This window comes from Paenibacillus sp. LRG-1, assembly GCF_057220305.1.
Window position 1 is genome coordinate 4,194,718 of the sequence record NZ_CM170126.1, and the last position, 26,692, is coordinate 4,221,409.

Below are 26,692 nucleotides of genomic sequence, written 5' to 3' on the forward strand. Positions count from 1 at the left end.
AATTCTCTAACGTGTGTGGGAGACGCAGGGGTAAAAAAATACTCACCCGCTTTACACGGTGAATAAACAAAACAGGCCCTTGAACCACCTGTACGGATGGTTCAAGGGCCTGTTCACTCTTCCTCTACTCCCTCATCTGGTGTGGGATTAATGGGTGCGTACCTTTAAGCACGGTGCAGCGGAGGGGGCGGAATGGTGCTGGACAAGCGAAGCGGTCGCCTTTAAATTGAGATTTTAACCTTTAAATATTCAATCATAAAAATCGGAATTTAACAGCGATGGTAAGCACCATCCGCCACCGCAGCGACCTTTAAAGCACCAACCCCTAATCTCAACGCCACTCCCCTACTTTAAATGCATTTTGAATTGCAGGAACAATTCATTGTAATGAGCGAGCATGCGCTTGCCTAGATTGTTGTATACTTCCAGCTTATCTGTAATTTCGGACGGAGGGTAAAAACGCTCGTCGCCAGAGATATCTTCAGGCAACAACTTCTTTCCATCCTCGTTGGGTGTGGAGTATCCTACAAACTCGGCATTTTGAGCGGCTACATCGGGCTGCATCATGAAATTGATGAACTTATGGGCCGCATCCACATGGGTAGCGGTTTTTGGAATAACCATATTATCAAACCACAAGTTGGAGCCTTCATCTGGCACGATGTAATCGAGCTTCTCGTTCTCATCCATGATTTCAGACGCATCACCGGACCATACAACCCCGGCAGCAGCTTCCTCGTTTGCCAGCAGCATTTTAATCTCGTCACCGACAACCGCTTTGACATTAGGCGCTAATTTCTCCAACTTCGTCAAAGCCTGCTGTAAATGTGCCTCATTCGTATCGTTCAAGGAATAGTGAAGGCTGTTCAGTGACATCCCTACGACTTCCCTCGCACCATCAACCAACAGTAGGTTATTACGTAGCTTTGGATTCCACAGACCGTTCCAGCTATGAAAATCAATGCCTTTCGTCAGCTCCGGGTTAAACACAATCCCGACTGTACCCCAAAAATACGGTACCGAGTATTCATTATTCGGGTCAAACGAAAGGCTTAGAAAATGAGAATCCACATGCTTCAAATTCGGCAGCTTGCTGTGGTCCAACGGGAGCAACAAGTGCTCCTGCTTCATTTTAGCCAAAGCATATTCCGAGGGAACCGCTACATCAAACGAAGTTCCTCCCTGCTCGATTTTCGTCAGCATCGCCTCATTGGAGTCAAAGGTCTGATAAATGACAGTAATCCCCGTCTCCTTCTGAAACCGTTCCAACAGCTCGGGGTCAATGTAGTCTCCCCAGTTATACACCGTCAGTGTGTTGCCACCGGAGTAGCCTTGACTGGAATTAAGCCATGCTGCAACCCCCATCAGACCAAACGAGATGATGAAAATGGACAGAAACACGCGCACAAGTGACTTCATCTAGGCACCCCCATTTCTGCCGCAGGCTCTTTTTTACCATTACGATTCGCCTTGCGCATAATAAAGTAGTAACCCACCACCAGCAGCACAGTAAACAGGAAAATGAGCGTGGATAGCGCATTGATGGACAAGGAAACCCCTTGACGGGCACGTGAGTATATTTCCACCGATAAGGTCGAATAGCCACTACCTGTCACAAAAAAGGTCACCGCAAAATCATCCAGCGAGTATGTTAACGCCATAAAGAAGCCCGCATAAATCCCTGGCTTGATAAAGGGTAGAATCACCTTGGTCAGCACATCCATTCGGCTGGCACCCAAATCACGCGCGGCATCGACCAGAGATGGACTCATTTCCTGCAACCTCGGCAAAATCATAATGACCGCAATCGGCACACTAAATGCAATATGGGATAATAAAACGGAGTAGAAACCCAGCTTAATCCCGACCATCGTGAACAAAATGAGGAAGGAAGCGCCAATAATGACGTCCGGGTTCACGATCAATACATTATTGAGCGACAGCATCGTGTTTTTGACTCGACGGTTCTGCATCTGATGAATAGCCAGCGCCCCCATAATGCCAATAATCGTAGCCAACGCAGACGACAGCAAAGCAATCACCAAGGTGTTAATGACAATAATGATCAAACGGGTGTCTGCAAACACCTCTTTGTAATATTGGAGTGTAAAACCTTCAAACTCATGCATCGTCCCGCCACTGTTGAAGGAATAGTACATCAAATACAAAATAGGTGCGTACAACACGAGAAAAACAATCACCAAATAAATATTCCCGAATCGGTTTTTATTTACCATGCCGCACCCTCCGTTTCGTTCCAGAGGTGAGCAGCATAATGATCCCCATCGCCAAAATCAGGAACACGGCAACCGTAGAGCCCATACCCCAATCCTGAGTAACCAGAAAATGCTGCTCTATCGCCGTCCCCAGTGTAATCACACGGTTACCTGCAATCAGGCGGGTAATCATAAACAGCGACAACGCTGGAATAAACACAGCCATGCAACCGGATCGCACACCCGCAAGCGTTAACGGGAAAATAACCCTGCGAAACGCGGTCCACTTGGAGGCTCCCAAATCACGGGCTGCGTCCAGCAATGAAGGGTTTAAACCTTCCAACGCGTTATAGATAGGCAAAATCATAAAAGGCACAAAAATATAAACCGACACAAACACAAAGCTGGAGCTGGTAAACAATAATTGCTGACCACCCAACCCAACCATACCTAACACCGCATTCACTGGGCCATAGGTACCAAAGATCCCGATAAAAGCATACGTTTTGAGTAGCAAGTTAATCCAGGTCGGCAAAATAATGAGCAACAGCCACAGTTGCTTATGCTTGGTGCGTGTGAGCAAATATGCTGCCGGGTAAGCAACTAACAGTGAAAATACAGTGATCAGAAATGCATACCAGAACGAGCTAAGCGTCATGCTCAAATAAACAGGTGTCAGAAACTGAGCGTAGTTGTTGAAGGTGAGATGACCATCCACATCAAATAATGAATAGTAAAACACAAGTACAACCGGAGCTGCCACGAACAGCACAATCCATAAATAGTAAGGCAGCAGATACGCTGCTCTTGTATTACCGGACATGCTGATCCACCTCTTCATAGGCTTCCAGACGCCGATCAAATTCTTCCTCTGTTTCCCCGAACCGCATCACATGGATCGCTTCCTGGTCAAATCGCAGACCGATTTCACTGCCCAGCTCCGCCTTTTTGGTAGAATGTACGAGCCACTCCTGACCCGAATCATCATAGCAGCTTATTTCATAGTGAACACCTCGGAACAATTGGGTATCCACTTTTACACGTAGCTTGCCTTCAGCCACACTCGTAATCTCCAAGTCCTCTGGCCGGATCACAATTTCAATGGGCTCGTTCGGACGTAATCCTCCGTCAACACATTCAAACTGTCGACCGTTAAATTCCACTTGGTAATCCGCAATCATCCGTCCTGGGACAATATTGGATTCGCCGATGAAATCAGCAACAAACCGATTAATCGGCTCATCATAAATATCATTAGGCGTACCACTCTGCTCAATCTTACCTTTATTCATAACAAAAATTTCGTCCGACATGGCCAGCGCTTCCTCCTGATCATGCGTAACGAAAATAAAGGTAATTCCAAGACGCTGCTGCATTTCGCGCAAAATGTACTGCATTTCTGTACGCAGCTTTAAATCCAGTGCAGACAACGGTTCATCCAACAACAGAACATCAGGCTCATTGACGATAGCCCGTGCGATGGCTACACGCTGACGCTGTCCCCCGGACATCTCAGAAATTTCTCGCTCACCGTAGCCTTCCAGATTGACAAAGGACAACGCCTGTGTCACCTTCTCCTGAATGTCCTTTTTGTTCATCTTTTTGATGCGCAGACCAAAGGCTACATTTTCAAACACATTCAGATGCGGAAATAGCGCATAATCTTGAAAAACCGTATTGACCTGCCGCTCATTGGCTGGAACACGATTAATGAGTTTTCCATTTAAATAAATAGAGCCTTCTGTCGGCTCCGCAAAACCTGCAATCATACGCAGAATCGTTGTTTTACCACAGCCGGAAGGACCCAGCAGTGTATAAAATTTACCACGCTCAATCTCAAAGCTGACGTCCGCCAGCACTGGGGGATCGTTGTCATATTGCTTGGTCACCCGTTCAAATCGGATGATGGTTTGCTCTCCCATAACACCCTCCTTCAAAAATTCGACTTCATTCCATTTCATTCTTCTCATTAAACATAATTATTCAGGGCGTATCATTTACCCTTGTGACTTCCATGTAAAATAGTCTGTCAGCACACGAATGGCTACACCAATCGCTTCCTCCGCAGGCTCCAGCTTCGCATGATGCAAACCATAAGGCGTATCAACACCAAGCCAGAACATTAGACCGGGAATTCGCTCCAGAAAATACCCGAAGTCTTCTCCGGTCATCGCTTCTCCGCATTCAATAAGCTGCACATCCTGCCGGTTACGGACCCAGTTCATAAATTCCTCGGTCACCTGAGCTTCATTGTACACTTGCAAATAGTTTGAGCCATAGTGAATCTCTGCATGGCATTCAAATCCAGCTTCAACACCGCGTACCAGCGCTTCAATCCGTGATTTAACCAGCATCATTGTATCGGCTGACAACGTTCGAATCGTACCCTCCAAACGGGCGGTTTCCGCTATAATATTTTGCTTCGTGCCTCCGCTAACCTTACCCACGGTAATGACCGCTGCATCGAGTGGATTCACATTACGGGCTACAACCGTCTGTAATTGTCCCACCAGTTGGCAAGCAGCTACTACCATATCATTCGCCTTGTGTGGATACGCAGCATGCCCGCCCATACCCTTCAAGTCGATGAACAGCTCCGACGTATTGGCAAATAGGATACCCGGGCGAGTCGCAATTGTACCGACAGGATATTCAGGTGCAACATGCAGCGCGACAATTTCATCGGGTATCCAGTCGGCCAGCTCCGTGCTGTCCCGCATAGGTAATGCTCCACCAGGTCCTTCCTCAGCCGGTTGAAACAGCACAACCAGATCATCCTTAATCGGATGGCTTGCAAAGTGAGTAACAATTCCCAATCCAATCGTCATATGTAAATCGTGTCCACAAGCATGCATATAGCCGGGATGGGTCGAACGAAAATCGTACCCTGTCTCTTCTTCAATCGGCAAACCATCCATATCACAACGATATCCATAGCGGCGTTCAGGAGCTGTTCCATGAATGAACACTAACACGCCCGTACGCCATGTACGAATTTCCAACCGCTCCTGAGGGAGCGTTTCCAAATAATCCAGCAAATATTGCTGTGTTTTGTATTCCTCAAAACCTGGCTCGGGAATTTGGTGTAAATCTCTTCGTATTTGGACAAAAGAACGATAGTCGACCGTACTCATTACCGCTACGCCTCCTCTTTATAGCTCATCAGCTCTTATCTGGCAAAAGAACAAAAGGACAAAAGCCCGGCGCAGCCGCCGAGCCTTGTCCGTTGTGCTTCGTCCCTAAGTTATGCTGTCAGTGCATCATGCTTCTGACAAGGAATCGTTCACCTTTGGTACATAAAAAACTTTTGCCTTCTTACAGAACGCGCAGTTCTTTCAAAATCTCAGTTTTAGATTTGGTCTTATCGTCGACCTGTTTGATCACACGTGCAGGTGTACCCGCCACTACGGAGTATTCAGGCACATCTTCAGTTACGACAGCTCCGGCTGCAACAACTGCACCTTTACCAATTCGCACGCCTTCCAATACGACCGAATTCGCACCGATCAATACATCGTCTTCTACTACAACTGGCTGTGCAGATGGTGGTTCAATGACACCCGCCAGGACAACGCCTGCACCGATGTGACACATGTTACCTACTTTAACACGACCGCCCAGCACAGCATTCATATCAATCATCGTGCCTTCACCAATGGTGACACCGATGTTAATCACTGCACCCATCATGATGACTGCGTTGTTACCGATGCCAACCATATCACGAATATATGCGCCTGGCTCAATGCGGGCATTGATGCCTTTCAGATCGAGCATAGGAACAGCAGAGTTACGGCGGTCATTTTCCACCACATAGTCTTCTTCTTTCGCGTTTGCGCTATCCAGTACAGGCTTGATATCAGCCCAATCCCCAAATACAACACCACTGTCTCCAGAAATAAAAGCTTGAACATTCTCGCCAAAAGATGCGGAAGCCAAAGCTCCTTTTACATATACTTTAACAGGCGTCTTTTTCTTGCTGTTTTTAATCACGTTGATGACTTCTTGTGTATTCATTTCGATGGACATAGTAAATCTAACAACTCCTTCATCGCTTCATACGACTTCGCAAGCCGGAATGATCTTATTCTCTCATCCTTTATAGCACAAAAGTGCAGGTCTCGCAATTATAGATTAGACCCTTATAGCTCTAACCTAGCCCTTAAAATAACTATTTTCAGCGGCATGACTGCCTTAAATTCATAATTGTAAGCCGCCGACCACCCCACACCAAAGTAGGGTTATTTATTAGCTTGCAGGCTCTCCAGCGATGTATAAATGAAGGATTCGAATCCTTCAGCAGGTTCACCTTGTGGAATGTTCACTTTCACGATGAAACCGCCTGTTTTATTTTCTACAACAATATATTGTTGTGTTATCTTCGAACCGCTCGCTTGTAAGAACAGACGGCTACTGGACAGCGCTTGAGGTACGGCTGTTTTGTCCAGCTTTTGCACCTTGCCGATGGAAGCTAGATCCTTTTCGCCTTCTTTTTGAAGTTCATCCAGATTAAAATCGGAAGGCAGCTTTGTAATTTCAGCATAATAGTTATCATCTACAGCCAAGGCAACACGGTTTTGATCGGGAAACAGGGACATCGGATCAAACACATACAGTGAATATCCCTCTCCTTTTGCCAATGTTGCTGTCTGCTTTTCCTTTTTTCCTTCAAGGGTAAGCTCAAAAGCTTGAGTTTTCGAGCGTTCCCCGCCTACTGCTTGACTGGAACTTCCGTTTTGACTGCTATCTGTTGCAGCCTCTGTTTTTTGTATTTTCGTTAAAGTCAGTTGCTTCGCCGTCGCGTCGCCCTCTACTGCTTTTTCGTTGTATTCAAACGCTACTGTATCGCCTTCTTTAAGTCCAGCTATTACCGTGTCCAGTCCCTCCCCCAATTGGAAGGATTGGGCTTCGCCATTGGTTTCAATTTCAACCGTATGGGGGTCAGCAGCTCCATTGTATACACCTGTGCCTTTTTTAACCTCCGGCTCAGCGATTGGCTCCGGTTTAACTTGCGGCTGCTGTTGCGTTTGCGGTTGGTCTGACCCTTGAGGTGCGGTGTTATTGGTTTGCGGTTTCGTTCCACAGGCTGACAGAGCCAGCACTGCCACTACAGTCAGTAGTATGATTGAAAATGTGTTTTGTTTTTTCATAAAATCCACCTCCACTATGATAGACGAGCTTGTGCAGCAAAAGTTCTACGCAGCATCTCACTTAAAATCCTACCTCCTGCTCCCGTTTATAATATTCTCAGGATTTTGCAAAATCCTAATACCACGGGAATGTCAGGTACGGTATAATGGGCTGTATTAAACCTATTTTTCGAGATACCGCTTGGAAAGAACATAGACGTATTTACTTTCTTCCATACGGATGGAGCTGCCACATGAATCAAGCACACAAACCGTCGTTTTCCTTTGAATTATTGTACATCGTAGGTATTATCGCTATTTCGTTCTCCTCGATCTTCGTAAGATGGTCTGAAGCCGAGGTGTCCGTCATCGCTATGTACCGTTTGTACCTAACCAATCTGATCATGCTGCCTTTGGTCTGGAAATACCGCACTGAGCTGTTTAGCCTGACCCGCAAGCAGTGGATGCTGATCCTCTGGTCCGGCATTGCGCTAGGGCTGCATTTCTTACTCTGGATGGGCTCACTGCGACTGACCACCGTTGCAAGCTCTACCGTTATTATGACATTGGAGCCGATCCTTGTCATGCTCGGTTCTTTTTTGTTTTTCCGGACGGGCACGAATCGTGCTATGCTCATCGGAATGGGTATGGCTTTTATCGGCTCACTGGCCATCGGAGCTGGAGACTTCAATGTCTCGGGACAAGCCCTGCTCGGGGACGCACTGTCCTTCTTGGGTATGGTAGCCGTGTCCATCCATATGCTGATGGGCAAGCATCTGCGCGAGCATTTGAGCGCGTTTGTGTATAATTTTTGGGTTTTCGCCATCGCAGCCACCTCACTTGCGCTGTATAATGTGGTCAATGCCATTCCTTTTACCGGATACGCTCCACGGGAATGGGGACTGTTCCTGCTGCTTGCCATTGTGCCTACGCTGTTCGGACATTACCTGTTTAACTGGCTACTCAAATACATTAACGCCACCGCGGTGTCGATGGCGGTACTCGGCGAACCCGTTATTTCTTCCCTGCTAGCTTGGGTGCTGCTCGGGGAAAGGTTGTCTACTTTACAATTTGGTGCAGGCTTTTTCATCCTGTTCGGGGTATGGATTTTTATCCGATACGGAGCGGATTTTAAAAAGAAAGTCATCCACCAAAGTGAGTTGCCCGACACTGAGCATCCCCTGAAGGCCAGCTCTTAACTTATTTACCCCATTTTCATAAACCATACTCAACGGATTAAATTTACTGTTAAATAAAGGAAGGCGGAATCCTCTATGAAATCCATCGTATCCAAACGCTGGCTGCTGGCCCGATTGTATGAGCCGGACATGATCATTGCTGACTGCCGTTCCCTGCTCGGACAAGCCGGGGCTGGACGGACTCAATTTAATGAAGACCATATTCCAGGGGCGGTTCACTTCGATTTGGAAGAAGACCTTACTGCTCCTCTTGGTGAGCATGGTGGTCGCCATCCATTACCTGATGCGGATACACTTGCCGCACGTCTGAGTCGTGCCGGGATCAACGCATCTTCACGCATCGTCGCTTATGATGACCAAGGCGGTATGATGGCTTCCCGCTTCTGGTGGCTCCTGCGCTATCTCGGGCATGAGCAGGTATATGTGCTGGAAGAGGGCTACAGCGCTTGGAAGGAAGCAAAATTCCCCGTTACGGCAGATCAGCCGATTCGCATTCCCTCGACCTTTGTGGCAAATGTTCAGCCACAAATGCTCACAAGTATGAAAGAAGTACAACATATATCCGAAGATTCTGCTCCTGTTGGCTCCTATATCGGTTTTTCACCTATACTGATCGACTCCAGAGAGCGGCCGCGCTACCTGGGACTGGAAGAGCCCATAGATCAAGCTGCGGGGCATATCCCCGGTGCGGTGAATTACTTTTGGAAAGAAGTATTGGACGAAAAAGGCAGCTTTAAAAATGCGGAACAATTGCAGCAGCACTTTGCCGACCTTGATCCAAACGCAGAAATTATCGTGTATTGCGGTTCCGGCGTATCCGCCTGTCCCAATGTACTCGCCTTGAATGAAGCTGGATTTAGTAAGGTCCGTTTATATCCGGGAAGCTGGAGCGACTGGATCAGTTATGAGGAGAATCCGGTGGCGACCGGAGAGGAATAAAAAGTTTTCAACGGATATACAGGTTCTAAAGACAAATACACTGTCCTAGCGATTATGCTTACGGCAGTGTATTTGCTTTGTTCAAAAGTACACAAAAAATCAACTTGAGATAAGTGAAGCAATACAATGATGTAGTTGAAGTTGCTTGCTTTTTTGAATAGCTATCCAATCTTTTGAACAAATATATATCTTAATTCATACTCTTTCTGTTGTTTTTCTGCATATATCAGAGTTTCTCTTATGGAACCCGTTTCTAATATATTCAAATCATTAAAATGTTCTATTAAATCTTCTTCAGTAAAGAAGTGAGCATATTTCCCTTTCTTGTATTCATATGTTCCTTCCTCAATTTCCCTACCCACACCATTATTAAAATCACAATCAGAAAAACATGTGAAATACATTACTCCCAATTCCTTCAAATGCTTCACGCAATTCTGTATCAGTTTTTTTCGGTCCTCTAACAAAAATAAATGCAATAAATCATAACAATATATTCCATCATACCTTTGGCTTGTACTAAACTCTAATACCGATTCTTGAATAAAATTCGTTTTTAAGTCCCATTCTTTTGCTAGATTTATAGCTGAACTAGATATCTCAATTCCATCAACCTGAAAATAAGAAGAGAACGCCTTTGTATTTCTTCCATATCCAGCACCAGGAACCAAAATATCATGTACATTATTCTTTTTGAACAAATCTATAGCTTGGGTTACAGTTTGACTTGGTTCACAACCCCAAATCATCCCTTCTTCAGTAAATCTTTTGTTCCAATAATCCCCCATATGATTCACCCGCCTATATACTCACATAGCTTTTCTTTTAAGTTCATCAATCTGTCTGATATGATGTTGATCATGCCAGATAAAATCTCTTAAATATGATATTACAGTAAACTTCCCGTTAGCATATTCTTTAGTAAACTTATCGTCTTCAAAACTCTCTATACTCTCCAATATCATGTTACGGTACTGAATAGTCATTTTAATTAATTCTTCTTTCGTTTTTGTTTTTCCATATTCAATAGCATCCTGATTAAATTGTTCAAAATCCATATGTGTTAATGTCAAAGGTTTATTGTTTAATATCGGATTTATTGCTGCTTCAAAAAAGTATTTATCCCACAGCAGTATATGACTTACGACATCCTGAACTGACCATTTACCTTCAGCAATCGTTATTTGCCAATCCATTTCACGAATCTCAGAAACAAAACTGATCCATTCTTTGAACTCCTCTAGTAACCGTGACTTCTCATTCATGGTATCACGCTCCTTTTTTCAAATTATTCATTGTTCCTTTGCCATTCATCTGCTAAAATCGCATATTGATATGCATTATGCCAAATGGGTTGTCCTTCTTCCGTTTTATTAAAAAATGCTTTCTTCATATGGTGACCTTCTTTTCGCATCAACAAGCGCTCCAATAATCTCCATGATGAAGCGTTTTCTGGATTACACATCGCAATAATCCGATGAGCCTTTAACTCTTCAAATCCATATTGCAATACTCTTCTACTTGCCTCAGTAGCATATCCATTTCCATAGTATCTTGGGTTGAATATGTATCCTATTTCCCATGTTAAAAACTCAAACGGTACGGTTTGATTAAAGTAAATGTGTCCTATCATTTTATAAGTAATCATGTAGGTCATTCCAATCATCAGATCGAAAATTTCTTATAAGTAATCTTTCTGACTCTAAATCTATCATAATTATCGCCTCTGATACGTTTATTTAGCCTTTGCCTGAATTACTTTTAACGATCATTTAATCCCTCTCCATTGAGAATTTTCTACATACATTTTTCAACCCTTGACTCCCGAGTTTTAGATTGTTTGGGTGCACTCAGAATCCGTAAGGAGCCGCTGCTTGGATATGATGTTAGGCGATACCCTTGATTTCTTTTGAGTTCCTTAAAATAGTCTTATTACTACTGTATTTTAACTTCTCAAATCGACAACCATCGTGATTGATGAATCAACTTTCCCAACTTCTTTAAATCCGAATCTCTCGTAGAGTTTCATTGCCGCTGCATTGCTCGGATCAACACTGAGGGATAATTTTTTTATATTCCTCTTCCTAGCTTCTTTAAATAATTCATCCATTAAGGCCATTCCGATTTTTCTTCCCCTGTATTCTTTTAACAAAGCCATTCCTAGTTCGGGTACATCATTATCAATAAATCCAAATCCCTTATTATCCTCGTTAAAATATCGAACCGTTATTGATCCGACGGGTTCACCCTCATGGTTCATTGCTATAAATCCAAAATCCCCCTCTCTTCCCCAACCTTCAATATACTTTGATATATAAGGGTCTTTATTATCGCTTTATCGAATGGCTCTTGACCTTCTGGGACAAATAATGATTCATATAACATCTCCCATAAAAAAAACACATCATCTTCTATTATTGGTCGGATTCTGTATTGCATCATTGAAGTTACCTCATTTCTAGATTCTCAAAGGTTTCACCTAATGTTTCTATATTTTCCATAAGAGCCGTAGCTTGAATATTATGTTATGCAATTCCTCCATCCTCTCCGAATCAACGTTCCAAAGCTTGGCTTGCTTCTGTTAATTCATCATTGGCCTCTAAATATTTTAATATTTTTTCAATATCATCGTGGTCCATTGTTTTCGTTATAATAAGATGTTTAATGTTAAATCCTGGTATTTCCATTTCTTTTTCAAAGTGATTTACTAATTTTTGAGGGGTTGTCACCAAACTCCATCGTTCACTTCCATCCGAAAAAGTAAGGGTCACCTCCACCAAATCAAACTCCTTTGGATCATCATCAAACTTCCATCTTTCTAAAAAAGGCACTTCTATATTTCCTTCAATAAAATGAGCTTTTGATATCCAAACTGCTTTTCCATGGTTTCCAATAATTCTATACTTGTCCCCATCTTCTTTTTTTACGATGTATTTATTGCCCCTTGTAAGTGCATGAGCATAAACGCCTATACTTATACAAGTTATGATTGGTCCCTCCATCAATTCACTTCCATACCGTATTTAATTCAAATGAAATCTGCATCTTCCTATCAACTGTTTATTTTCTTACCGGACCAAGAATGTATTCACGACGCCCAGTGCATGCCGGGTTAGATGAAACCGCGCACTTCTGCGAGTTACTTACAAACATCCTTAAGCTTTTTCAACAATACAATCCAGTTGTTAGAAAGATAACCAATTAAGTTGTCGAAAATATTTCTATCCATTGAATATATATACAGTCCATCAGCCAACTCTTCAATTCTTTTAAGCAGCTTTTCATTAATGTCATGTCTCTCTTCAAATGTTGTAACTTGATATGGTTCTAATTTTATTTTCCCATTAAAATTAATACCTTCAATTAGCTCCTTTATCTCCTCCATAATAGACGAATCTTTTTCTGCTTTAATTAGCTTTAAAGCAGAAATTGTTTCATTCAAGTACTTTCCAGTGGAATTTTCCAGAAACCCGAAGACTCCATTCATTGATAATTCTGTATCAAAATCTATTAATAAAATAATAGTCCTCAACATAAATCATGTCTCTTATTGAGCTAGCCTCTTCTCCGTAGATCACACTACCCATGTGTTCCACAAGATCTGTAGCCGAAAAGTTATTATGGGGCGGAATTAATAGCTTTATAACATGATTTAGGGTACTCATCATATTCACCTTGATTTCATAGTTTGGGTTTTGAATGGTTTCATGTAACGTTTCTGTATTCCTGAACCCAAAGGGGTTGTCTGCGAAATTCCTCTTCGAAATCCAACTCACAGACCTAGGCTCCATTGGAGCGGCAGCTTGAATGTTATGTTGTCAGATTACAGTGCCTTCCTTGATTTACTCAACGTCAATTTTTGTTTAAATCCTTTGTCAGTATTATTTCCAGAGGTTCATTCTCAAGCATTAAACATCCAGCATCTCTATATCCAAGCTTTCTATAAAAATGTTGAGCTCCTTCATTCGACTGTGTTGAGGTCATGACCATTTCAAATCCTTTTTGTTTCATTAATTCTTCCCAATAGTGGACAACTTTTTTACCAATACCTGTTCCTCTATACTCCTCATCTATCCATATCATATTCATAAACGGTGTGTTGTCCCAAAAAAATCCGTATCTCATCCAACCTATTTCTTGATTGGATTCTCTGATTATTAGAATTTCATTTTCTTTTATTTTTGGTCTTATCAGTGTCTTATGTATGTGCTTGTCTCTTAACGAGATATACTCATAATCTGATTCAATCGCAAAATCAATCTTCATTGTAAATCCTCCCTTTCACTCTTCTCATTAAATATCTTCTTGGTAACACTTAGCACTGATGTCTCATAACGTTTGTACATTACATAAGTTTATAAAGTCTTTTCAAAAATGTATAAGTCACCTTCTTCTCTAACTTTGGTAAACCCACACTTTGAATAGAAGTGATGATTCTTCACACTCCAGCTAGGATTGCTCCCCCGATTATTTCTCCATTAAAGAGCACCTTGAAATATTAGCAATTTTGCATCATCCCTTCTTGCCAACTTATGGAGTCATACCCTATTGGCCCAACGGTTCCGTTATTATTAAGGTGCTTTGACTCATCCTCAAAACTGGCCTTTTGTATTTCAGCAAGTTTTTGTGCATCATTTTTTCTAGCTTTTTCTAGTGTCAGCACCAAACATACCTCCATTGTCTTTTTATTTTTTCTGGGGTTGTCTGCTGAAATCCCTCCTCCAACTCCATCCCAACAGGCCAAAGCTCCGTGAGGATTCTTATGCTTGAATATTATGTTATCAGAAGTTACCGAACTTCTTCACTATGCATTCAAAATCAATCTGCAAATTTTTTTATCAGCGAATTTTCTTATATGGTCTTTTTTCATTTTGTAGTTTGATTATTAGTTCATATGCATCTCTTTCACTTTTCTGAGCTTTTAGTGACTCTTCTTCTGTTATTTCTATTTCTATCATTTGAACCACTATTCCACCAGCATCAAAACTAATGAATATTCCCCCATCTCTTCGGATTATATTAATCCCATAATTGGCAAAGAGTATATCCATAAAATGACCTCCAGATCTTTCGTGTTCTTTATACTATAGTTTTTAGTACTTTTGAGATCTTATTATTATGTTTCAGTAATTCAAGAATTTCTGATAACGTTTGTGTATAAAGCCTCTAAATTAGAGACTCAAATGGACGATGTTCGTTCGTGTCCCTCGACACCACGGTTCAGCAAATTCCAAAATTGTTCAACCATGACCGATGCCGGATATGGCATCGAACGGGTAATCCACCATTCCACTACCCCCACCGCTGCTGAAATTAAAAATTGCACCATAATGTCCCTGTTCATTTCCTGATCGAGGTTGATCGAATCCAGATGCTCGCTCAGACTTTGCCGAAACATTGTCTCTATTTGGTTTCGAAAAACCGTACTTCCCTTGTTCGTCAGCATTATAGAGTAGAATGAAGCATGCTGCTCCAAATATTCAAACGTACGCAGTAGTGCGGTTTTGGAAGGGAGATGAAAGAAGTTATCTTCAGACATACAATTGCGTAGTAACTCGTTAATTTGAGCTTCCATGCATTGATCGAGCAGATCGTACTTATCAGCGAAATGCAAATAAACCGTTCCGCGATTGACATTCGCTTCCTCCGCAATTTGATTGATCGTAATTCTCTCGAATTCCTTTTCTGACATCAGCCTCATAAAAGCATCAATAATGGCTTGCCTCGATTTTTGAATACGCCTGTCCATATCCTTCTCCCCTTTGTACCATCCGAAAAAATGAACATTTCGAAGTCCTCTGTTGAAAAATCAACAACCACGCTTGTTTTAACCATTGAACCCCACATACCGCTCTGATACATTCACTTTATAAAATTTATGTTGATGATTCAACATATGTTCAATTCTAGAGGAGCTGTAATCATGAAATCTATTGTTTTACAATCTTTTGAATGATTTAAATCATATTGAATTAGGAGGTTTAAAAATTGAAACTTACAGGAAACACGATTTTTATTACAGGCGGCGGTTCGGGAATTGGACGTGCGTTAGCAGAAGCTCTCCACAATCTTGGAAATAAAGTTATTATCTCCGGTCGACGTAAAGAGCGTCTGGAGGAGACGATTAAAGCGAATCCCGGCATGTCCGCAGTGGAATTGAATGTACAAGATCCTGCCAGCATAAAGGCGACCGCCAAGCAGTTAATCAAAGAATACCCGGATTTTAATGTCTTGATTAACAACGCCGGCATCATACAGTCCGATGACGCGGCGGGCGTGATCGATGAGGATGTTTTGATTTCGACTGTCACTACAAACTTGCTTGGCCCCATTCGGTTGACTTCTGCATTCATCGAGCATTTGAAGGCCAAAGAAGAAGCGGTTGTCATTAACACGACTTCAATACTTGGATTTGTACCGTTAGCGACAACTGCTGTATACTCCGCGACGAAGGCAGCACTTCATACCTATACGCTGTCTCAAAGGTACATGCTTAAGGACACATCGGTAAAAGTAATAGAAATTGTGCCCCCATGGGTTCAAAGCAACAACGATGAACCGCGTGCGATGCCACTTGATTCATTCATTGATGCAACAATAAAGATACTTGGCACGGATATAGACGAAGTTCTGGTGGAAGAAGCGAAAATGTTTCGAAATAACCCTGGCCCGAACGAAGGTGTTTTTGTGACCCAGCTTAACGATATGATGAATTCTGAACCTCCAAAGATCCATTGATCCACCTGTAATTCAATTTGCAAAAATTTAGGCGAACATGAAGTAGACACTCAGCTCCGTCTACTTTATGTTCATTTTATTGCAACTTGCACGTGGAGTAAGAAAAAGCGCCAAGCGGTCACACCCATGTTTACCTCTTAAATAATTTCGTTGATTTCACATATCGTTTGGGTATTCCTGAAGTTCAAGCAGCCCTTTGTTAGGTGATGTCGGGGACATCCTCGATTTACTAAAAAAATGTTTTCATGATCTTACCTCATTTAAAAATCTTGTTATTATCGGTAGGTCGGGAGGACTTATTTGATTAGGTATCTTGTTTAAATCAAAAAATCGTATATCTTGTACTTCAGCTTCATCACCTTTAATTATTCCACTGTATTCTTTACATATATAAGCTGCAACTACGTTATATACTTCATCTCCATGAGGATATCGATAGTAAAGTTCCGGGCCTGAAAATATATCAAGTAATTCTAACTCTTCAGCTTCTAAGCCTACCTCTTCAAAAAGTTCCCGGCTTGCAACCTCCTTCATATTCTCACCAGGCTCCATTGAACCTCCTGGTAATCCCCATAGACCATTGTCAGTTCTTTGTTGCAATAATAATCGTCCCTCATCATCTATGAGAATCACACATGCTCCTGCCATAATTATAGGTCGGGTACCTACTAACTCTCTTAATTCTCTTATGTAATTCAATATCTTCACGCCCCTTTGAGATCCTCCAACAGACCAAGGCTCCGTTAGGAGCCACTGCTTGAATTTGAACGTTATACGACGGATTCACTTTTTGAGTCTGCCCTCACTATTGATGGTCTCCAGGTAGATATTCAATCAAATCAGATAATTTACAGTTAAATGTATCGCAAAGCTTGAATAAAGTTTTCAGCTTTGTTGTTTCTATATTTGTTTCCCTATATAGCTTATTGATTGAATTCCGACTCAATCCCGATTTCGCCATCAGTTCTGTTATATCATCTATTCGATGTTCTGCCATGAGTTCTCTTATATTGCACTTGATTACGGTCATCTTCTCCCCTCCATAATTCTATCTTATCTCCCATATCAATAATCATCAGCGAAAAGCAAAGATTTAACTCTACAAAGTCAAATATCCACCTTGTAATTAACTCTATAGGGTTATATAATAACTCTATGGAGTTAATCAAAGGAGGAAGAACATATGATTAATACATTAGAATCATTGACAGAGCCACTTATAAGAATACGTTTAGAATTACTCTTTGCTGAGCTTCTGGAGTATCATCGGAGTACAATCAGCTTTCTTCGGAGACAGATCGATACTTTAGAACACTTCGTGAAGCGTTACCCGATCAACTTCAACATACGGTTTTTCTGTACGAAGATGCTCAAATATCTCTCCAATCCATCTTAGAAAGAAGCATCTACATACAAGATTTCAAAGACGCTCTACAACTCTTTAGTGAATTGAAAAATTCTAACATTTAGAGGATCATATGATCCTCTTTTTTCAGTTGTTTTGATCCTATCGTATAGCGTCTTTACGACGGAATCGCATCTTCGATTAAACGGTCAGTCTGATATGCAATTTCTCATTAAATTTAACGTATTCATAGATGAAAGTAATTGTCTGAATTGATTTGATCACTTAGAATAGTTATTTCATCTACTTGAATAATATTTTCATCGTCGCTATGGAAATATTCCGTGCTCGTTTGTAAGGTATTGATTTCAGAGATTACTTTATTAAGATCAATAGACCGTGCGTTTAAGTAAGCCCTTAAAAAAGTTGCAAGCATATAAACAGACATCATCTTTTCTTCTCCTAGGTATAGTTGATTTCTTTTATCAATTGCTAAGTAAGAAATCTCAGTTTTTTTAGCAATCTTACACTTAAATAAAGCCTCAATATTATCGTGTACACTCAAAAATTCTTTGTGTTTTTTTATTTGTTCGTTATATATTTGAAATAGACTACTCTGTATTTTAAAATGATTATAATCCATCTCCGAAACATAATGTTTATTCTTCCACTTCACTTCTAGAATTAGCGCAGTATTAGAATCCTGATCGTACAATGCAAAGTCAATATCCGAGTTTTGTTTTTTTCCAGAAGCATCAGTAAACTCATAATAATGTTCTCTAGCTACTTTAATGTTTTTTGCTTTATTGGATACTTCCTCAATTATGTCAATAACTTTGCTCGATACCATTATATCTCGATTAGTAAAATCTACGTTTCTAGCATAATGACCGTTAACGAATGCAAAATGCCAATCGTTAACAAGAATCGAAGAAGAATTGAAAATGTATTTATTTTTCGTTTGGATAATAGGAAACTCAAATAAGCTTCCTTCATTACCCATACTTAAATAATCCAGACAATCAATAACTGACTTCTTCGGAGCACTACAAAAATCAATAACCCTTACTATTAAGTCCTCTTTTTTATATTGCAATAATAGAGATTTATGATCTGTTGAGCCTTTAAAACTTTTAATCAAAGCATTTTCACTCAACTTTACTCTTGCGATATATTGCAGTGCCGCTAAAACTTTTTTGAAGATATCGAAATCAGGCACCAAACTACTGATTGGATTAGGACCTAAAAATTTGAAATCAAACTCAAGATTGTTTCTGCACATATCATAAAGTGCTTGAGTATTTCCACTCAGATCTCCACTCATTGACTTTAAAGTCGATTCCAGAAATTTCATTTCAGTATCCTGACGATAGGCAACTTCATTATTTGTAATGCTATCTTCTTCAAATTGTCTCTCATAATAAAAATTTTCTACCGGCCATCTATCACTAACTAAAGAAGTAATTACTCTCCACTTATTATCTTCAATTTCAACAAATTCACTATGTGCGTAAGAAGCATGATCACATACCTCAAGATAATCTCTATAATCTTGATAGCACTTTACAATAAAAGGATAGAATTTTTTCTTGAATTTCTCATACTGTGCCATATTAAATTGGAGCTTCGAATCTTCCAATTGTCCTTTCTCTTCAATATTTTTAAGAAACCAAGATAATGAAGTTCTCATAACTTGATTAGAGATTGTTGCTAAATTCCCATTGCTTCGAAGCGATTCTTCTTCAATAAAAATCAATGGATACATTACTAAATATCTAGTATCATAATTCATTTCACTTTTAAGAAGTTCGAAATTCATGTTAATACGGCACCGCAGATGTTCTGCTAACTTTTTTCTTACCTCTCTCTCTGACACCATCAAAGACACCTCATTATCTTATATTGAATTGTTTTAGATCCATTATTATTTTTGATATCCAATGGAAACTAACTCTAAGTGAGTATAATTATCCAAAGACTTACGTCACCTGTATTTTTCTATTATTTTTGATTCTGTCGTATAACGTTGTTGTGTTCCCGACGCCTCACCACCTTAAGGTCCGTAGGACCGGCCGCGATGCGGTTAGGTGGTGCAGGTGTGTCTGCTGAATATGCTTCCTCGAAATCCCTCTTGCAGACCAAGGCTCCGTAGGAGCCGCAGTGGGAACACCGTGTTATACGCTGACCAGGACCTCTTCGAATTCACTGAAAAATTACTTTCAATCTATCAGATTTACCTCTTCTCTATTGTCCTGATCCATCAATTATAATATTAGCTCTTTCATAAGGTTTCTGTATCTTTACATATTGTTCTTCTGCAGGCATCCATGTATCTTCCCACATAGTACGCATATTCTCACCATCTCTGTCGATACCTCTTTGTAACCTTATTTTGTTGGGTGTATCAACCCAGATAGTATAGTCATAGTATCTAAATAGCTCGGTTCTTAAAGTATATACTCCTTCAATGATTACAATTGAGCCACCTGAAACTGTATTCCATTCCGTTAATGTATCAGTATTCCAATCATATCTTTGATACTTTCCTAATAAACCTTTACTTAAAGGCAGTATCACTTGATTTAATAATCTCTTCCAATCGAAATCTTTACCAATATCATCTGTGTTTTCTATATGTTTTCTTTGTTCTGATGGCAAGTAAAAATCATCCATATGTACTACAAAAACATTCTCAGTAAACGTCTCCTTTAATCTTTCTGCTAATGTGCTCTTACCGGAACCTCCACATCCATCAATACCAATAATAAAGCTATTGTGTGTTTTTGGTTTCTTCTTAATTGCTTCAATCATTTGATTTATTTGAAAGATTTCCATATTTTTTCTCCATTCTCCAGGTTTGCGTATAACGTTTCAGTATTCACGACCCAGCGTATGCTGGGTATCTGGCGAACGCCAGATCAAGGACGAATGTCCGCAGCGTGAATATTGTGTTATAGGATGTTAACGCCTTCTTCGATTTCGCCTAAAAATTTCATCTTACTTTATAAGATTCATCCAATAAGTTAGGAATAGAATTTCTATTCTGTAGATCGAATACTCTTTTAGCTTCTTCAAGGAAATTAGCAAACGGCGTAGCTGCTTCAGCCACATTTGTCTGTTGCGCTACCCTCCTTAATTCTTCGTTCTCTAAAATTTCTTTATCTAATCCTTTATAAATAAAGACATCCTCCGAATAACTAAAAATTATATAATTAATCACTTTTAATTTTTCTTGAATTGTGAGCTTTTTAAATTTCTTAAAGAAAGTTCTGTATCTCTTATCTTCATTTTTTAGAAAAATCAATACAACGCTATGATCTTTAAATGGCAATACACTTATGTGCATTTCACTTAAAAGATACTCTTGAGAACTATTATAGATATCATTTATAGTATTACCTTCAAAATCAGCTATTAATGATACACAATTCTGAAAAGCTATTGGAACAACATAATCAAGAGATTCGAAGTAAGCCAAGTAAAAATGGTCATTCCATTTTGATACCGTAGCCTTTTTAGAATATTCAAATCCCATAACATATTCTCTTAAATCAAGCTTATTAATAGAGTGCATATGATCCGCAAATCCGCCTGGTAACTGTTCAATATTAGGATATAGTGCATTTTCAAGTTCTCTTTTACCAATGTTCTTCAAATAGTTTTTCATAGCCATTTGTGAGAGCATTTTATCATTCGGCTCATTAAAGTAGTTTTCAGGGTTTTCGTAATCTTTAAAAACTTTACTATCACAATCGTTACATATTATTTTAAATGTCCCTGCTTCATTTATCCCTTTAGGTTTATCAAACATAACTGAGTCAATTAAATTGCCTGAATAAAGTAGGCGACCATCTACAGCAATATTATCTAAACAAAATCTTGGAACTGAATGGGAATTACAAAAACTACTGCACTCAGTATTACAGATGTAGCATCTTAGTCTTTTAGCATCCGCTCGGCTTTTTTTCATTATTGTTCCTGTTAATTTATTGAATTCAACTTTTTTATTTTTGAATGATTTTATTTCAGATTGTGAGAGTCCTAAAGATCTCATCTTCACTTCTTTATTCACAAGGATTCCTCCATCAATTGAAGTTGCGTTTATTTCCTATAACGTTCTTGTATTCACGAACCCTCACTGGCTTAAGGAGCGAACGCGCCGGGTCCGACGGACTTAGCCAGTGCAGGGTTGTCCGGCTGCTTCCACTCCCCCAAAATGTCTCTGCCGGACCGAGGGCCGAATGGCCCGATGCGTGAATATTTTGTTATCTGATGCCAATGCCTTCTTGATTAACTTTCAAATGTTGCTTTGACTCGTTTTGAGTTTTTAAAATACAAAATCCATATTGATCCAAAAATAATTGTAGAGATTAAACTTGGGAGTTCATCTATTTTGTTAATTGTGAGAATGAAGTTTAAAAATCCAAATATTATAGTGATTATTTCAATTTGAATTATTATATTTGGTCCTTTCCTTTTCTTCTTCAATATAAGCACTAGAGAAACAATAATTAAGACTTCAGAAAATAAATATATTCCGACAGAAATAGTTCTAGCAAGATTCCAACCAATTGTTCCAACTAACATATAAATATAAAATTCGAAATAAAGACCTATTAAATTACTTATAAGTAGATAAAAAGAATAGATCACAAAGAAAAGCAGCCAGCCTTTAATTCCACTCATACTATTCTGAGATAATTGCATTATTGGCTCCTTAATTTTTGTCTTTTATTTGCATTGAGCATTGGTTTCAGATAACGCTTCTGTATTCATGAACCCGTAGGGTTGTCTGTTGAAATCCCTCTTCGATATACTTCCCGCAGACCTAGGCTCTATCAGGAGCCGCTGCTTGAATATTATGTTATAGGATGGATATGCTTCTTCGAGATTGCTTACTAACCTGTCCTTTTCACTTCAATTATTTATTTTAGCTTTGATTCATCTTTTCTCATGTGTTATCATATTCTTAAAGAAAGACCAAGTGCGTCAACACTTGGTCAGTACAATTGGCTTGGATGGTTTATCCCTTCTTAAAGCTTTCGGAATAAAAACCCACCTTTGGCGGTCAACCTTGGGGTGGGTTTTTACTTTCTCTTGTTGTTATTGATGTATGTTAAAAGTGCAAGAATGAATGTTCCGAATAATAGCATAAGAGTCATCGCATCTTTCACTTCCATGGTTTCACCTCCTTTCGAAGGGAAACCATACCCACCCAAGATTCAATTGTATCTATATTTTACCTGTATTTACATCTGCGCACAAGCGTTCTTATCTGTTTTATTGTATTTTCATTCTTCTTTGATCATATTGCTTTTCATTTCTATCATATAACGTTTTTGTATTCATGAACCCCGAAGGGGTTGTCTGCTGAAATGCCTCTCCGAAATCCTTCTCACAGACCCAGGCTCCAACGGGGCCGCAGCTTGAATATTATGTTATGTGTAGTTATCACTCCATTGATTGACATTCTAATTTACGCCTTCCAACCCATCTCTTTATACAATCTTCTAATCTGTTTTATAAAAATATCATCTTCTCTTCCCTTATTTATAATCTCTTCATCTGTGGTTACAGCCCATCTAAAAATTTGTTCAATGCTCCCGTAGCTACGTTTAAATCCTTTGGCCAACTTCAGTATGTTTTCTTTAGTTGGTGCAAATGATAATACTACTCTTAACTCTTCATCTGTCCAAGGTCTCCCCTTATTTTCTGTACTATACGCTTGTTTTTTCTCATATTCAAAGATCAGTAATTTCGTTTTGTGGATTACTTGGTCTGTCGTTAGTTCTTCAATTCCTTCATTAAGTAATTCAATTAATCTATCTTTATATTCTTTCTTTTTCATAGATTTCCCCTCCATGATCTTTTCAATAATTACGCATAACGTTCTTGTATTCACGACCCAACGAATGTTGGGTGTCCGGCGAATGCCGGACCCAGGACGAATGTCCGTAGCGTGAACATTTTGTTAGGCGAATTTTCGTACTTCTTCGATGATTCTAGAAAGAATTCTTCAGTTCTTTTTCTAAATTGAAGCATAATATCCGCATACGATTGATTACTTCTTCTTGATCAAAATTATTAAACACGAATTTATATCTTCTTCGTTCCATAATTCTATCATAATAATTATTAATTTCTTGTAATTCAGCTTGGGTCCAGTTAGTTCTTGTATAATCTACTTCTAAAAACGGAGGCAATGCTGCTTCAGTCTTATTCGCGACCATAAATTTCATTTTCATCGAGTCAAAAATTAACGATAAATTTTCATCTGCTGTTACGAAAACTGGGACAATCTTATCTCTTAAAAGCTTTTGACTCACCAATGTTGGAAATGTTAAGTCTAACGATGCATTCCATATTGCGTGCAGCCTATCTTCATCATTATTCTTCGTTTTATGGATAAGCTTTCTAATTTTATTGTTACCACTAAAATAATAATGAGCAAATATTGTTGTTGAAGCACTAAAAATATCTACTTCCTTTTCCACAAAGTCAAAATACTCAATTATTAATTGAGTATTACTTTTCGACTCTTTTTGCTTATCCAATATGTACATTTTTAACAAACACGCATACGAAACAAATAGAAGACGTTGGAAACTACTTACGCTTTCTAGACTCTTTGTTTTACTGTCCGTTTTTAGTGTTTCGTGTTTAATGAATGGCTCAAACTTTATAATTTTGCTGTGCTGCAACATTTGAAAGTAATCCATCTCAAATAAAGATCTAATTGCATTATTCATGTCACGGAACTTCGACATATTAATTTCAAAGTTGCTTAGTTCTCGACATGACTCTTCCAGTCCAAGAGAAAAGTCAACTAATAAATTATTCATCTCAATATTCTTAAGCAAACTTAATAATTCTTCAAGAGTGTTATCCTTTTGACCTAAAAGACTACTTGGTTCCTTATAGAATCTGGTTAGATATATACAAATATTTGTATCCAAACACAATTCAATTAATTGGGGATCTATTTTATTTTTGATGTCTTCAAATGAGCTCAGTGTTTCATGTATATACAAAGATGAATAGTAAAATTTCATTCTAAATAACCATCCCTTTTATGTAATTTCGCCTAACGTTCCCGTATTCACGACGTCTGACGAAGTCAGATGTGTCCGGCTGCTTCTGCTTCCCCGAAATCCTTCTGTCGGACCGAGGGCATATGCCCGATGCGTGAATATTATGTTATACGACGTCATTTTCTTCTTTGAGAAGCCCACAATAATGACTTAATAGTTCCTGAGAAACTTCACTAATTCCTAGCCTCATTGCAACATCTATCGCACAATGAATAATCTTTATAGTCTAGGTGCTTTAAAATTAATTTTCTTTTTTCATCTTCCGATACTTTGGAGTAGTAAATCGCCCACATAAGATTTTTGTTACTTGCTTTTATATTTTCAGGAATACCATCTTCAATCAGTATTCCGATTACTTCAGAAACTCTTTCTTGAAGCTTTCTTTCATTAACTATTTGACGTGCCCAGTTAGTAATAAGCCTGTTACTAGTAGGATAACGTAAGAGTCTGTTTACAATATGCTCAGACTCTTCAAAGTTATCAATCAACCAATTAATTTGTTCGTCCTCTAAGGGCTGATCTTTAATAAGTGTACTAACTGCCCACTGAATTTCTTCTGTGCTAGTCAAAATAAAGGTTTGGTAGATATAGAATAAATCATTTATAAGTTTTTTACTAAATAGCTTATTTGAAGATCTATTTTTGATTATTCTTTTAAGCACCTTAAGGCATTCCATTCGACGGAAACGGCTATTCGACTTTAAATCTTTGACAATTATATCGACAAAGTATTCAATGGAATCTGAGTCAAATTCAACTGATTTAAGTAAGCGTCGTTCTTCGTAAATATCTTTTGTACTCTTTACATATTTTTTCACATATTTTAAAGGGGTATAGTGCATTCGTATATGTTCAAGATATTCAATATTGTTTTTTATTTCATTAATATCCATACTTAGGCCCTTACTTTTTAAAAGATGTCGTATAACGTTCAGGCATTCACGAACCCTCACTGCCTTAAGCGACCAACGGGAGCGGCCACGATGCGGTTAGGCAGTGCAGGGTTGTCCGCCTGTTAATCTTCCCTGAAAATCCTCGGGCGGACCAAGGGGCGCGACAGCGACCCGCAGCGTGAATGTTTTGTTATCGGATGTCAATACCTTCCTCGAACCTCTAAAAATCTTGGAATCAGTTTCGCTTTTGTTTTTATATCTTATAGTTTTCTTGCCTTTATCACAAAAGTTACTGGAAGCATTTTTGCTCTCTTTGCCATATCGCTGTTATCATCCCGCAATTGCATAAACTCATAATCAGATTCCTCAATCATTAGCTCAATTACAAACCCAGCTTTTGCAAGCGCGTTTACATAAGTTGACAGCATACGGTCCGCTAACAATAGCTCACCTTCATCAACTGCTACCGGATACCAACCTTCATTAAAGTAACTCTTATTAATTACAAACCTATCATTCTCTGTAGTAACCCATCTGTGTATAGGGTGAGACCAACTGAAAATAAATAGCCCGTCTTTTTTAAGGTAAGAAGATATTCGTCGAAAGGTACCCTCAAGATCGGTGGTCCAACCTATGGCATAAATTGAATAAACATAGTCAAAATAATCCGTCGGGATGCCGCATTCTTCTTCCATGGGAGAACATATCAATTTTGCTGCTATTCCACATGACTTCAAATGTTGCGCTGCCTTTTCAATTTGTCTTTCTGAAATATCCACAGCCCATAGTTCAGATGCGTTTCGTTCCCCTTGATATTGCAAGGATTGACCATTTCCGCAGCCGATCTCCAACAGTTTTTTTCCTGAGATATCACCAAAGAGCTGGCACTTTTCTTCTGAGATAAATGCTCCATAATAAGGGAGCACGATTGCTTTTAAGAAGTCATTGCCTTTGGTATCCCAATATAGGCTGTTTGTTTTATGAACAACATTCTTTTTTAACTCTTCCGAGCTGCCGACACCATTTTCCCCGTCAACAATAATGCTTCTTCTATTTAATGAATTCTTGTCCATGAAGGCACCTTCTCTTAGTAGATATTTATATTTGAGCATTTCAGATTTGCATTAATTTCTGATAACGTT

At 39.5% G+C, this 26,692-nt stretch carries 30 protein-coding genes and 2 pseudogenes; 4 read left to right on the forward strand and 28 right to left on the reverse strand.

Annotation, left to right across the window (positions count from 1 at the left end):
• Positions 1 to 345: 345 nt before the first annotated feature.
• The 7 genes from ACUUJN_RS18455 to ACUUJN_RS18485 form a co-directional block, all read right to left on the reverse strand.
• Entirely contained in the window at positions 346 to 1,419 is a 1,074-nt protein-coding gene (locus ACUUJN_RS18455; protein ID WP_023989584.1) for an ABC transporter substrate-binding protein, read from the reverse strand.
• Positions 1,416 to 2,237: an ABC transporter permease gene (locus tag ACUUJN_RS18460; protein WP_023989585.1), complete on the reverse strand. Its 822-nt coding sequence runs from the start codon at positions 2,235 to 2,237 to the stop codon at positions 1,416 to 1,418. Before ACUUJN_RS18460 ends, ACUUJN_RS18455 begins: the two co-directional genes overlap by 4 nt.
• Complete coding sequence (locus ACUUJN_RS18465; protein ID WP_023989586.1) at positions 2,227 to 3,039, reverse strand: ABC transporter permease; 813 nt, start codon at positions 3,037 to 3,039, stop codon at positions 2,227 to 2,229. Before ACUUJN_RS18465 ends, ACUUJN_RS18460 begins: the two co-directional genes overlap by 11 nt.
• Positions 3,029 to 4,138, reverse strand: a complete 1,110-nt coding sequence (locus ACUUJN_RS18470) for an ABC transporter ATP-binding protein (RefSeq protein WP_023989587.1) — start codon at positions 4,136 to 4,138, stop codon at positions 3,029 to 3,031. The genes ACUUJN_RS18465 and ACUUJN_RS18470 overlap by 11 nt, the downstream gene beginning before the upstream one ends.
• Positions 4,139 to 4,213: 75 nt before the next feature.
• Complete coding sequence (locus ACUUJN_RS18475) at positions 4,214 to 5,350, reverse strand: N-acetyldiaminopimelate deacetylase (protein WP_068942451.1); 1,137 nt, start codon at positions 5,348 to 5,350, stop codon at positions 4,214 to 4,216.
• 181 nt (positions 5,351 to 5,531) lie between these two features.
• Positions 5,532 to 6,245 (reverse strand): 2,3,4,5-tetrahydropyridine-2,6-dicarboxylate N-acetyltransferase, encoded by a 714-nt coding sequence (dapD, locus tag ACUUJN_RS18480; RefSeq protein ID WP_013311259.1) that lies wholly within the window; start codon positions 6,243 to 6,245, stop codon positions 5,532 to 5,534.
• A 212-nt stretch (positions 6,246 to 6,457) separates the two neighbouring features.
• Positions 6,458 to 7,366, reverse strand: a complete 909-nt coding sequence (locus tag ACUUJN_RS18485; protein ID WP_209943012.1) for a hypothetical protein — start codon at positions 7,364 to 7,366, stop codon at positions 6,458 to 6,460.
• A gap of 233 nt (positions 7,367 to 7,599) precedes the next feature.
• Here ACUUJN_RS18485 and ACUUJN_RS18490 point away from each other — a divergent pair, with 233 nt between their 5' ends.
• Positions 7,600 to 8,544, forward strand: a complete 945-nt coding sequence (locus ACUUJN_RS18490; protein ID WP_068942459.1) for a DMT family transporter — start codon at positions 7,600 to 7,602, stop codon at positions 8,542 to 8,544.
• A gap of 75 nt (positions 8,545 to 8,619) precedes the next feature.
• Entirely contained in the window at positions 8,620 to 9,483 is an 864-nt protein-coding gene (locus ACUUJN_RS18495) for a sulfurtransferase (RefSeq protein WP_075154534.1), read from the forward strand.
• 161 nt (positions 9,484 to 9,644) lie between these two features.
• Here the strand turns inward: ACUUJN_RS18495 and ACUUJN_RS18500 are convergent, their stop codons facing one another.
• The 10 genes and pseudogenes from ACUUJN_RS18500 to ACUUJN_RS18545 all read right to left on the reverse strand — a co-directional run bounded on the left by ACUUJN_RS18500 (position 9,645) and on the right by ACUUJN_RS18545 (position 15,232).
• The gene (locus ACUUJN_RS18500) at positions 9,645 to 10,271 is read right to left on the reverse strand and encodes a class I SAM-dependent methyltransferase (RefSeq protein ID WP_484668786.1); all 627 of its coding nucleotides are present in this window, start codon (positions 10,269 to 10,271) and stop codon (positions 9,645 to 9,647) included.
• A 21-nt stretch (positions 10,272 to 10,292) separates the two neighbouring features.
• Complete coding sequence (locus ACUUJN_RS18505; protein ID WP_061829686.1) at positions 10,293 to 10,748, reverse strand: DinB family protein; 456 nt, start codon at positions 10,746 to 10,748, stop codon at positions 10,293 to 10,295.
• Between the two features lie 23 nt (positions 10,749 to 10,771).
• Positions 10,772 to 11,131 carry a GNAT family N-acetyltransferase gene (locus ACUUJN_RS18510; protein WP_202983873.1) on the reverse strand — a complete coding sequence of 120 codons (360 nt, stop codon included), beginning with the start codon at positions 11,129 to 11,131 and terminating at the stop codon, positions 10,772 to 10,774.
• Positions 11,132 to 11,428: 297 nt separating this feature from the next.
• On the reverse strand, positions 11,429 to 11,743 hold the full coding sequence (locus tag ACUUJN_RS18515; protein ID WP_338532673.1) for a GNAT family N-acetyltransferase: 315 nt from the start codon (positions 11,741 to 11,743) through the stop codon (positions 11,429 to 11,431).
• Positions 11,744 to 12,035: 292 nt separating this feature from the next.
• A complete protein-coding gene (locus ACUUJN_RS18520) occupies positions 12,036 to 12,485 on the reverse strand; it encodes a hypothetical protein (protein ID WP_484668787.1) in 450 nt (149 codons plus the stop codon).
• A gap of 137 nt (positions 12,486 to 12,622) precedes the next feature.
• On the reverse strand, positions 12,623 to 13,018 hold the full coding sequence (locus ACUUJN_RS18525; protein ID WP_484668788.1) for a DMP19 family protein: 396 nt from the start codon (positions 13,016 to 13,018) through the stop codon (positions 12,623 to 12,625).
• A 317-nt stretch (positions 13,019 to 13,335) separates the two neighbouring features.
• Positions 13,336 to 13,749, reverse strand: coding sequence for a GNAT family N-acetyltransferase (locus ACUUJN_RS18530; protein ID WP_075154544.1), 414 nt, complete (start codon positions 13,747 to 13,749; stop codon positions 13,336 to 13,338).
• 89 nt (positions 13,750 to 13,838) lie between these two features.
• Positions 13,839 to 14,146, reverse strand: a pseudogene (locus ACUUJN_RS18535) (hypothetical protein).
• 175 nt (positions 14,147 to 14,321) lie between these two features.
• On the reverse strand, positions 14,322 to 14,534 hold the full coding sequence (locus tag ACUUJN_RS18540) for a hypothetical protein (RefSeq protein WP_484668789.1): 213 nt from the start codon (positions 14,532 to 14,534) through the stop codon (positions 14,322 to 14,324).
• 128 nt (positions 14,535 to 14,662) lie between these two features.
• On the reverse strand, positions 14,663 to 15,232 hold the full coding sequence (locus tag ACUUJN_RS18545) for a TetR/AcrR family transcriptional regulator (protein WP_484668790.1): 570 nt from the start codon (positions 15,230 to 15,232) through the stop codon (positions 14,663 to 14,665).
• A gap of 239 nt (positions 15,233 to 15,471) precedes the next feature.
• Here ACUUJN_RS18545 and ACUUJN_RS18550 point away from each other — a divergent pair, with 239 nt between their 5' ends.
• Positions 15,472 to 16,221: an SDR family oxidoreductase gene (locus ACUUJN_RS18550; RefSeq protein ID WP_484668791.1), complete on the forward strand. Its 750-nt coding sequence runs from the start codon at positions 15,472 to 15,474 to the stop codon at positions 16,219 to 16,221.
• A gap of 243 nt (positions 16,222 to 16,464) precedes the next feature.
• On the opposite strand, the gene ACUUJN_RS18555 is transcribed toward ACUUJN_RS18550, so the two are convergent.
• Together ACUUJN_RS18555 and ACUUJN_RS18560 are read right to left on the reverse strand one after the other, a co-directional pair.
• Positions 16,465 to 16,920: an NUDIX hydrolase gene (locus tag ACUUJN_RS18555; protein ID WP_071644342.1), complete on the reverse strand. Its 456-nt coding sequence runs from the start codon at positions 16,918 to 16,920 to the stop codon at positions 16,465 to 16,467.
• A 106-nt stretch (positions 16,921 to 17,026) separates the two neighbouring features.
• A complete protein-coding gene (locus tag ACUUJN_RS18560) occupies positions 17,027 to 17,251 on the reverse strand; it encodes a helix-turn-helix domain-containing protein (RefSeq protein ID WP_484668792.1) in 225 nt (74 codons plus the stop codon).
• A gap of 153 nt (positions 17,252 to 17,404) precedes the next feature.
• Between ACUUJN_RS18560 and ACUUJN_RS18565 the strand changes: the two are divergent.
• Positions 17,405 to 17,691: pseudogene (locus ACUUJN_RS18565) on the forward strand (hypothetical protein).
• A 122-nt stretch (positions 17,692 to 17,813) separates the two neighbouring features.
• On the opposite strand, the gene ACUUJN_RS18570 reads toward ACUUJN_RS18565, so the two are convergent.
• From ACUUJN_RS18570 to ACUUJN_RS18610, 9 genes are all read right to left on the reverse strand, one after another.
• A complete protein-coding gene (locus tag ACUUJN_RS18570) occupies positions 17,814 to 19,445 on the reverse strand; it encodes a hypothetical protein (protein WP_484668793.1) in 1,632 nt (543 codons plus the stop codon).
• A gap of 365 nt (positions 19,446 to 19,810) precedes the next feature.
• Positions 19,811 to 20,401 carry a uridine kinase family protein gene (locus ACUUJN_RS18575; RefSeq protein ID WP_028543165.1) on the reverse strand — a complete coding sequence of 197 codons (591 nt, stop codon included), beginning with the start codon at positions 20,399 to 20,401 and terminating at the stop codon, positions 19,811 to 19,813.
• A gap of 157 nt (positions 20,402 to 20,558) precedes the next feature.
• A complete protein-coding gene (locus ACUUJN_RS18580; RefSeq protein ID WP_484668794.1) occupies positions 20,559 to 21,638 on the reverse strand; it encodes a hypothetical protein in 1,080 nt (359 codons plus the stop codon).
• Positions 21,639 to 21,856: 218 nt separating this feature from the next.
• The gene (locus ACUUJN_RS18585) at positions 21,857 to 22,273 is read right to left on the reverse strand and encodes a DUF2569 family protein (RefSeq protein ID WP_058829979.1); all 417 of its coding nucleotides are present in this window, start codon (positions 22,271 to 22,273) and stop codon (positions 21,857 to 21,859) included.
• Between the two features lie 380 nt (positions 22,274 to 22,653).
• Complete coding sequence (comI, locus tag ACUUJN_RS18590) at positions 22,654 to 22,746, reverse strand: competence inhibitor ComI (RefSeq protein ID WP_007431380.1); 93 nt, start codon at positions 22,744 to 22,746, stop codon at positions 22,654 to 22,656.
• A gap of 296 nt (positions 22,747 to 23,042) precedes the next feature.
• Entirely contained in the window at positions 23,043 to 23,414 is a 372-nt protein-coding gene (locus tag ACUUJN_RS18595) for a hypothetical protein (protein WP_058829980.1), read from the reverse strand.
• Between the two features lie 154 nt (positions 23,415 to 23,568).
• Positions 23,569 to 24,618, reverse strand: coding sequence for a hypothetical protein (locus tag ACUUJN_RS18600; RefSeq protein ID WP_058829981.1), 1,050 nt, complete (start codon positions 24,616 to 24,618; stop codon positions 23,569 to 23,571).
• Between the two features lie 212 nt (positions 24,619 to 24,830).
• Entirely contained in the window at positions 24,831 to 25,550 is a 720-nt protein-coding gene (locus tag ACUUJN_RS18605) for a hypothetical protein (RefSeq protein WP_484668795.1), read from the reverse strand.
• Positions 25,551 to 25,810: 260 nt separating this feature from the next.
• Positions 25,811 to 26,623, reverse strand: coding sequence for a class I SAM-dependent methyltransferase (locus tag ACUUJN_RS18610; protein ID WP_058829983.1), 813 nt, complete (start codon positions 26,621 to 26,623; stop codon positions 25,811 to 25,813).
• Positions 26,624 to 26,692: the final 69 nt, after the last annotated feature.

Excerpts from the sequence above, each read along its gene's own strand:
- ACUUJN_RS18455 (WP_023989584.1), bottom strand. The coding sequence starts at position 1,419 with ATGAAGTCACTTGTGCGCGTGTTTCTGTCCATTTTCATCATCTCGTTT.
- ACUUJN_RS18460 (WP_023989585.1), bottom strand. The coding sequence starts at position 2,237 with ATGGTAAATAAAAACCGATTCGGGAATATTTATTTGGTGATTGTTTTT.
- ACUUJN_RS18465 (WP_023989586.1), bottom strand. The coding sequence starts at position 3,039 with ATGTCCGGTAATACAAGAGCAGCGTATCTGCTGCCTTACTATTTATGG.
- ACUUJN_RS18470 (WP_023989587.1), bottom strand. The coding sequence starts at position 4,138 with ATGGGAGAGCAAACCATCATCCGATTTGAACGGGTGACCAAGCAATAT.
- ACUUJN_RS18475 (WP_068942451.1), bottom strand. The coding sequence starts at position 5,350 with ATGAGTACGGTCGACTATCGTTCTTTTGTCCAAATACGAAGAGATTTA.
- dapD (WP_013311259.1), bottom strand. The coding sequence starts at position 6,245 with ATGTCCATCGAAATGAATACACAAGAAGTCATCAACGTGATTAAAAAC.
- ACUUJN_RS18485 (WP_209943012.1), bottom strand. The coding sequence starts at position 7,366 with ATGAAAAAACAAAACACATTTTCAATCATACTACTGACTGTAGTGGCA.
- ACUUJN_RS18490 (WP_068942459.1), top strand. The coding sequence starts at position 7,600 with ATGAATCAAGCACACAAACCGTCGTTTTCCTTTGAATTATTGTACATC.
- ACUUJN_RS18495 (WP_075154534.1), top strand. The coding sequence starts at position 8,620 with ATGAAATCCATCGTATCCAAACGCTGGCTGCTGGCCCGATTGTATGAG.
- ACUUJN_RS18500 (WP_484668786.1), bottom strand. The coding sequence starts at position 10,271 with ATGGGGGATTATTGGAACAAAAGATTTACTGAAGAAGGGATGATTTGG.
- ACUUJN_RS18505 (WP_061829686.1), bottom strand. The coding sequence starts at position 10,748 with ATGAATGAGAAGTCACGGTTACTAGAGGAGTTCAAAGAATGGATCAGT.
- ACUUJN_RS18510 (WP_202983873.1), bottom strand. The coding sequence starts at position 11,131 with ATGATTACTTATAAAATGATAGGACACATTTACTTTAATCAAACCGTA.
- ACUUJN_RS18515 (WP_338532673.1), bottom strand. The coding sequence starts at position 11,743 with ATGAACCATGAGGGTGAACCCGTCGGATCAATAACGGTTCGATATTTT.
- ACUUJN_RS18520 (WP_484668787.1), bottom strand. The coding sequence starts at position 12,485 with ATGGAGGGACCAATCATAACTTGTATAAGTATAGGCGTTTATGCTCAT.
- ACUUJN_RS18525 (WP_484668788.1), bottom strand. The coding sequence starts at position 13,018 with ATGTTGAGGACTATTATTTTATTAATAGATTTTGATACAGAATTATCA.
- ACUUJN_RS18530 (WP_075154544.1), bottom strand. The coding sequence starts at position 13,749 with ATGAAGATTGATTTTGCGATTGAATCAGATTATGAGTATATCTCGTTA.
- ACUUJN_RS18540 (WP_484668789.1), bottom strand. The coding sequence starts at position 14,534 with ATGGATATACTCTTTGCCAATTATGGGATTAATATAATCCGAAGAGAT.
- ACUUJN_RS18545 (WP_484668790.1), bottom strand. The coding sequence starts at position 15,232 with ATGGACAGGCGTATTCAAAAATCGAGGCAAGCCATTATTGATGCTTTT.
- ACUUJN_RS18560 (WP_484668792.1), bottom strand. The coding sequence starts at position 17,251 with ATGACCGTAATCAAGTGCAATATAAGAGAACTCATGGCAGAACATCGA.
- ACUUJN_RS18570 (WP_484668793.1), bottom strand. The coding sequence starts at position 19,445 with ATGGTGTCAGAGAGAGAGGTAAGAAAAAAGTTAGCAGAACATCTGCGG.
- ACUUJN_RS18575 (WP_028543165.1), bottom strand. The coding sequence starts at position 20,401 with ATGGAAATCTTTCAAATAAATCAAATGATTGAAGCAATTAAGAAGAAA.
- ACUUJN_RS18585 (WP_058829979.1), bottom strand. The coding sequence starts at position 22,273 with ATGCAATTATCTCAGAATAGTATGAGTGGAATTAAAGGCTGGCTGCTT.
- comI (WP_007431380.1), bottom strand. The coding sequence starts at position 22,746 with ATGGAAGTGAAAGATGCGATGACTCTTATGCTATTATTCGGAACATTC.
- ACUUJN_RS18595 (WP_058829980.1), bottom strand. The coding sequence starts at position 23,414 with ATGAAAAAGAAAGAATATAAAGATAGATTAATTGAATTACTTAATGAA.
- ACUUJN_RS18600 (WP_058829981.1), bottom strand. The coding sequence starts at position 24,618 with ATGAAATTTTACTATTCATCTTTGTATATACATGAAACACTGAGCTCA.
- ACUUJN_RS18605 (WP_484668795.1), bottom strand. The coding sequence starts at position 25,550 with ATGGATATTAATGAAATAAAAAACAATATTGAATATCTTGAACATATA.
- ACUUJN_RS18610 (WP_058829983.1), bottom strand. The coding sequence starts at position 26,623 with ATGGACAAGAATTCATTAAATAGAAGAAGCATTATTGTTGACGGGGAA.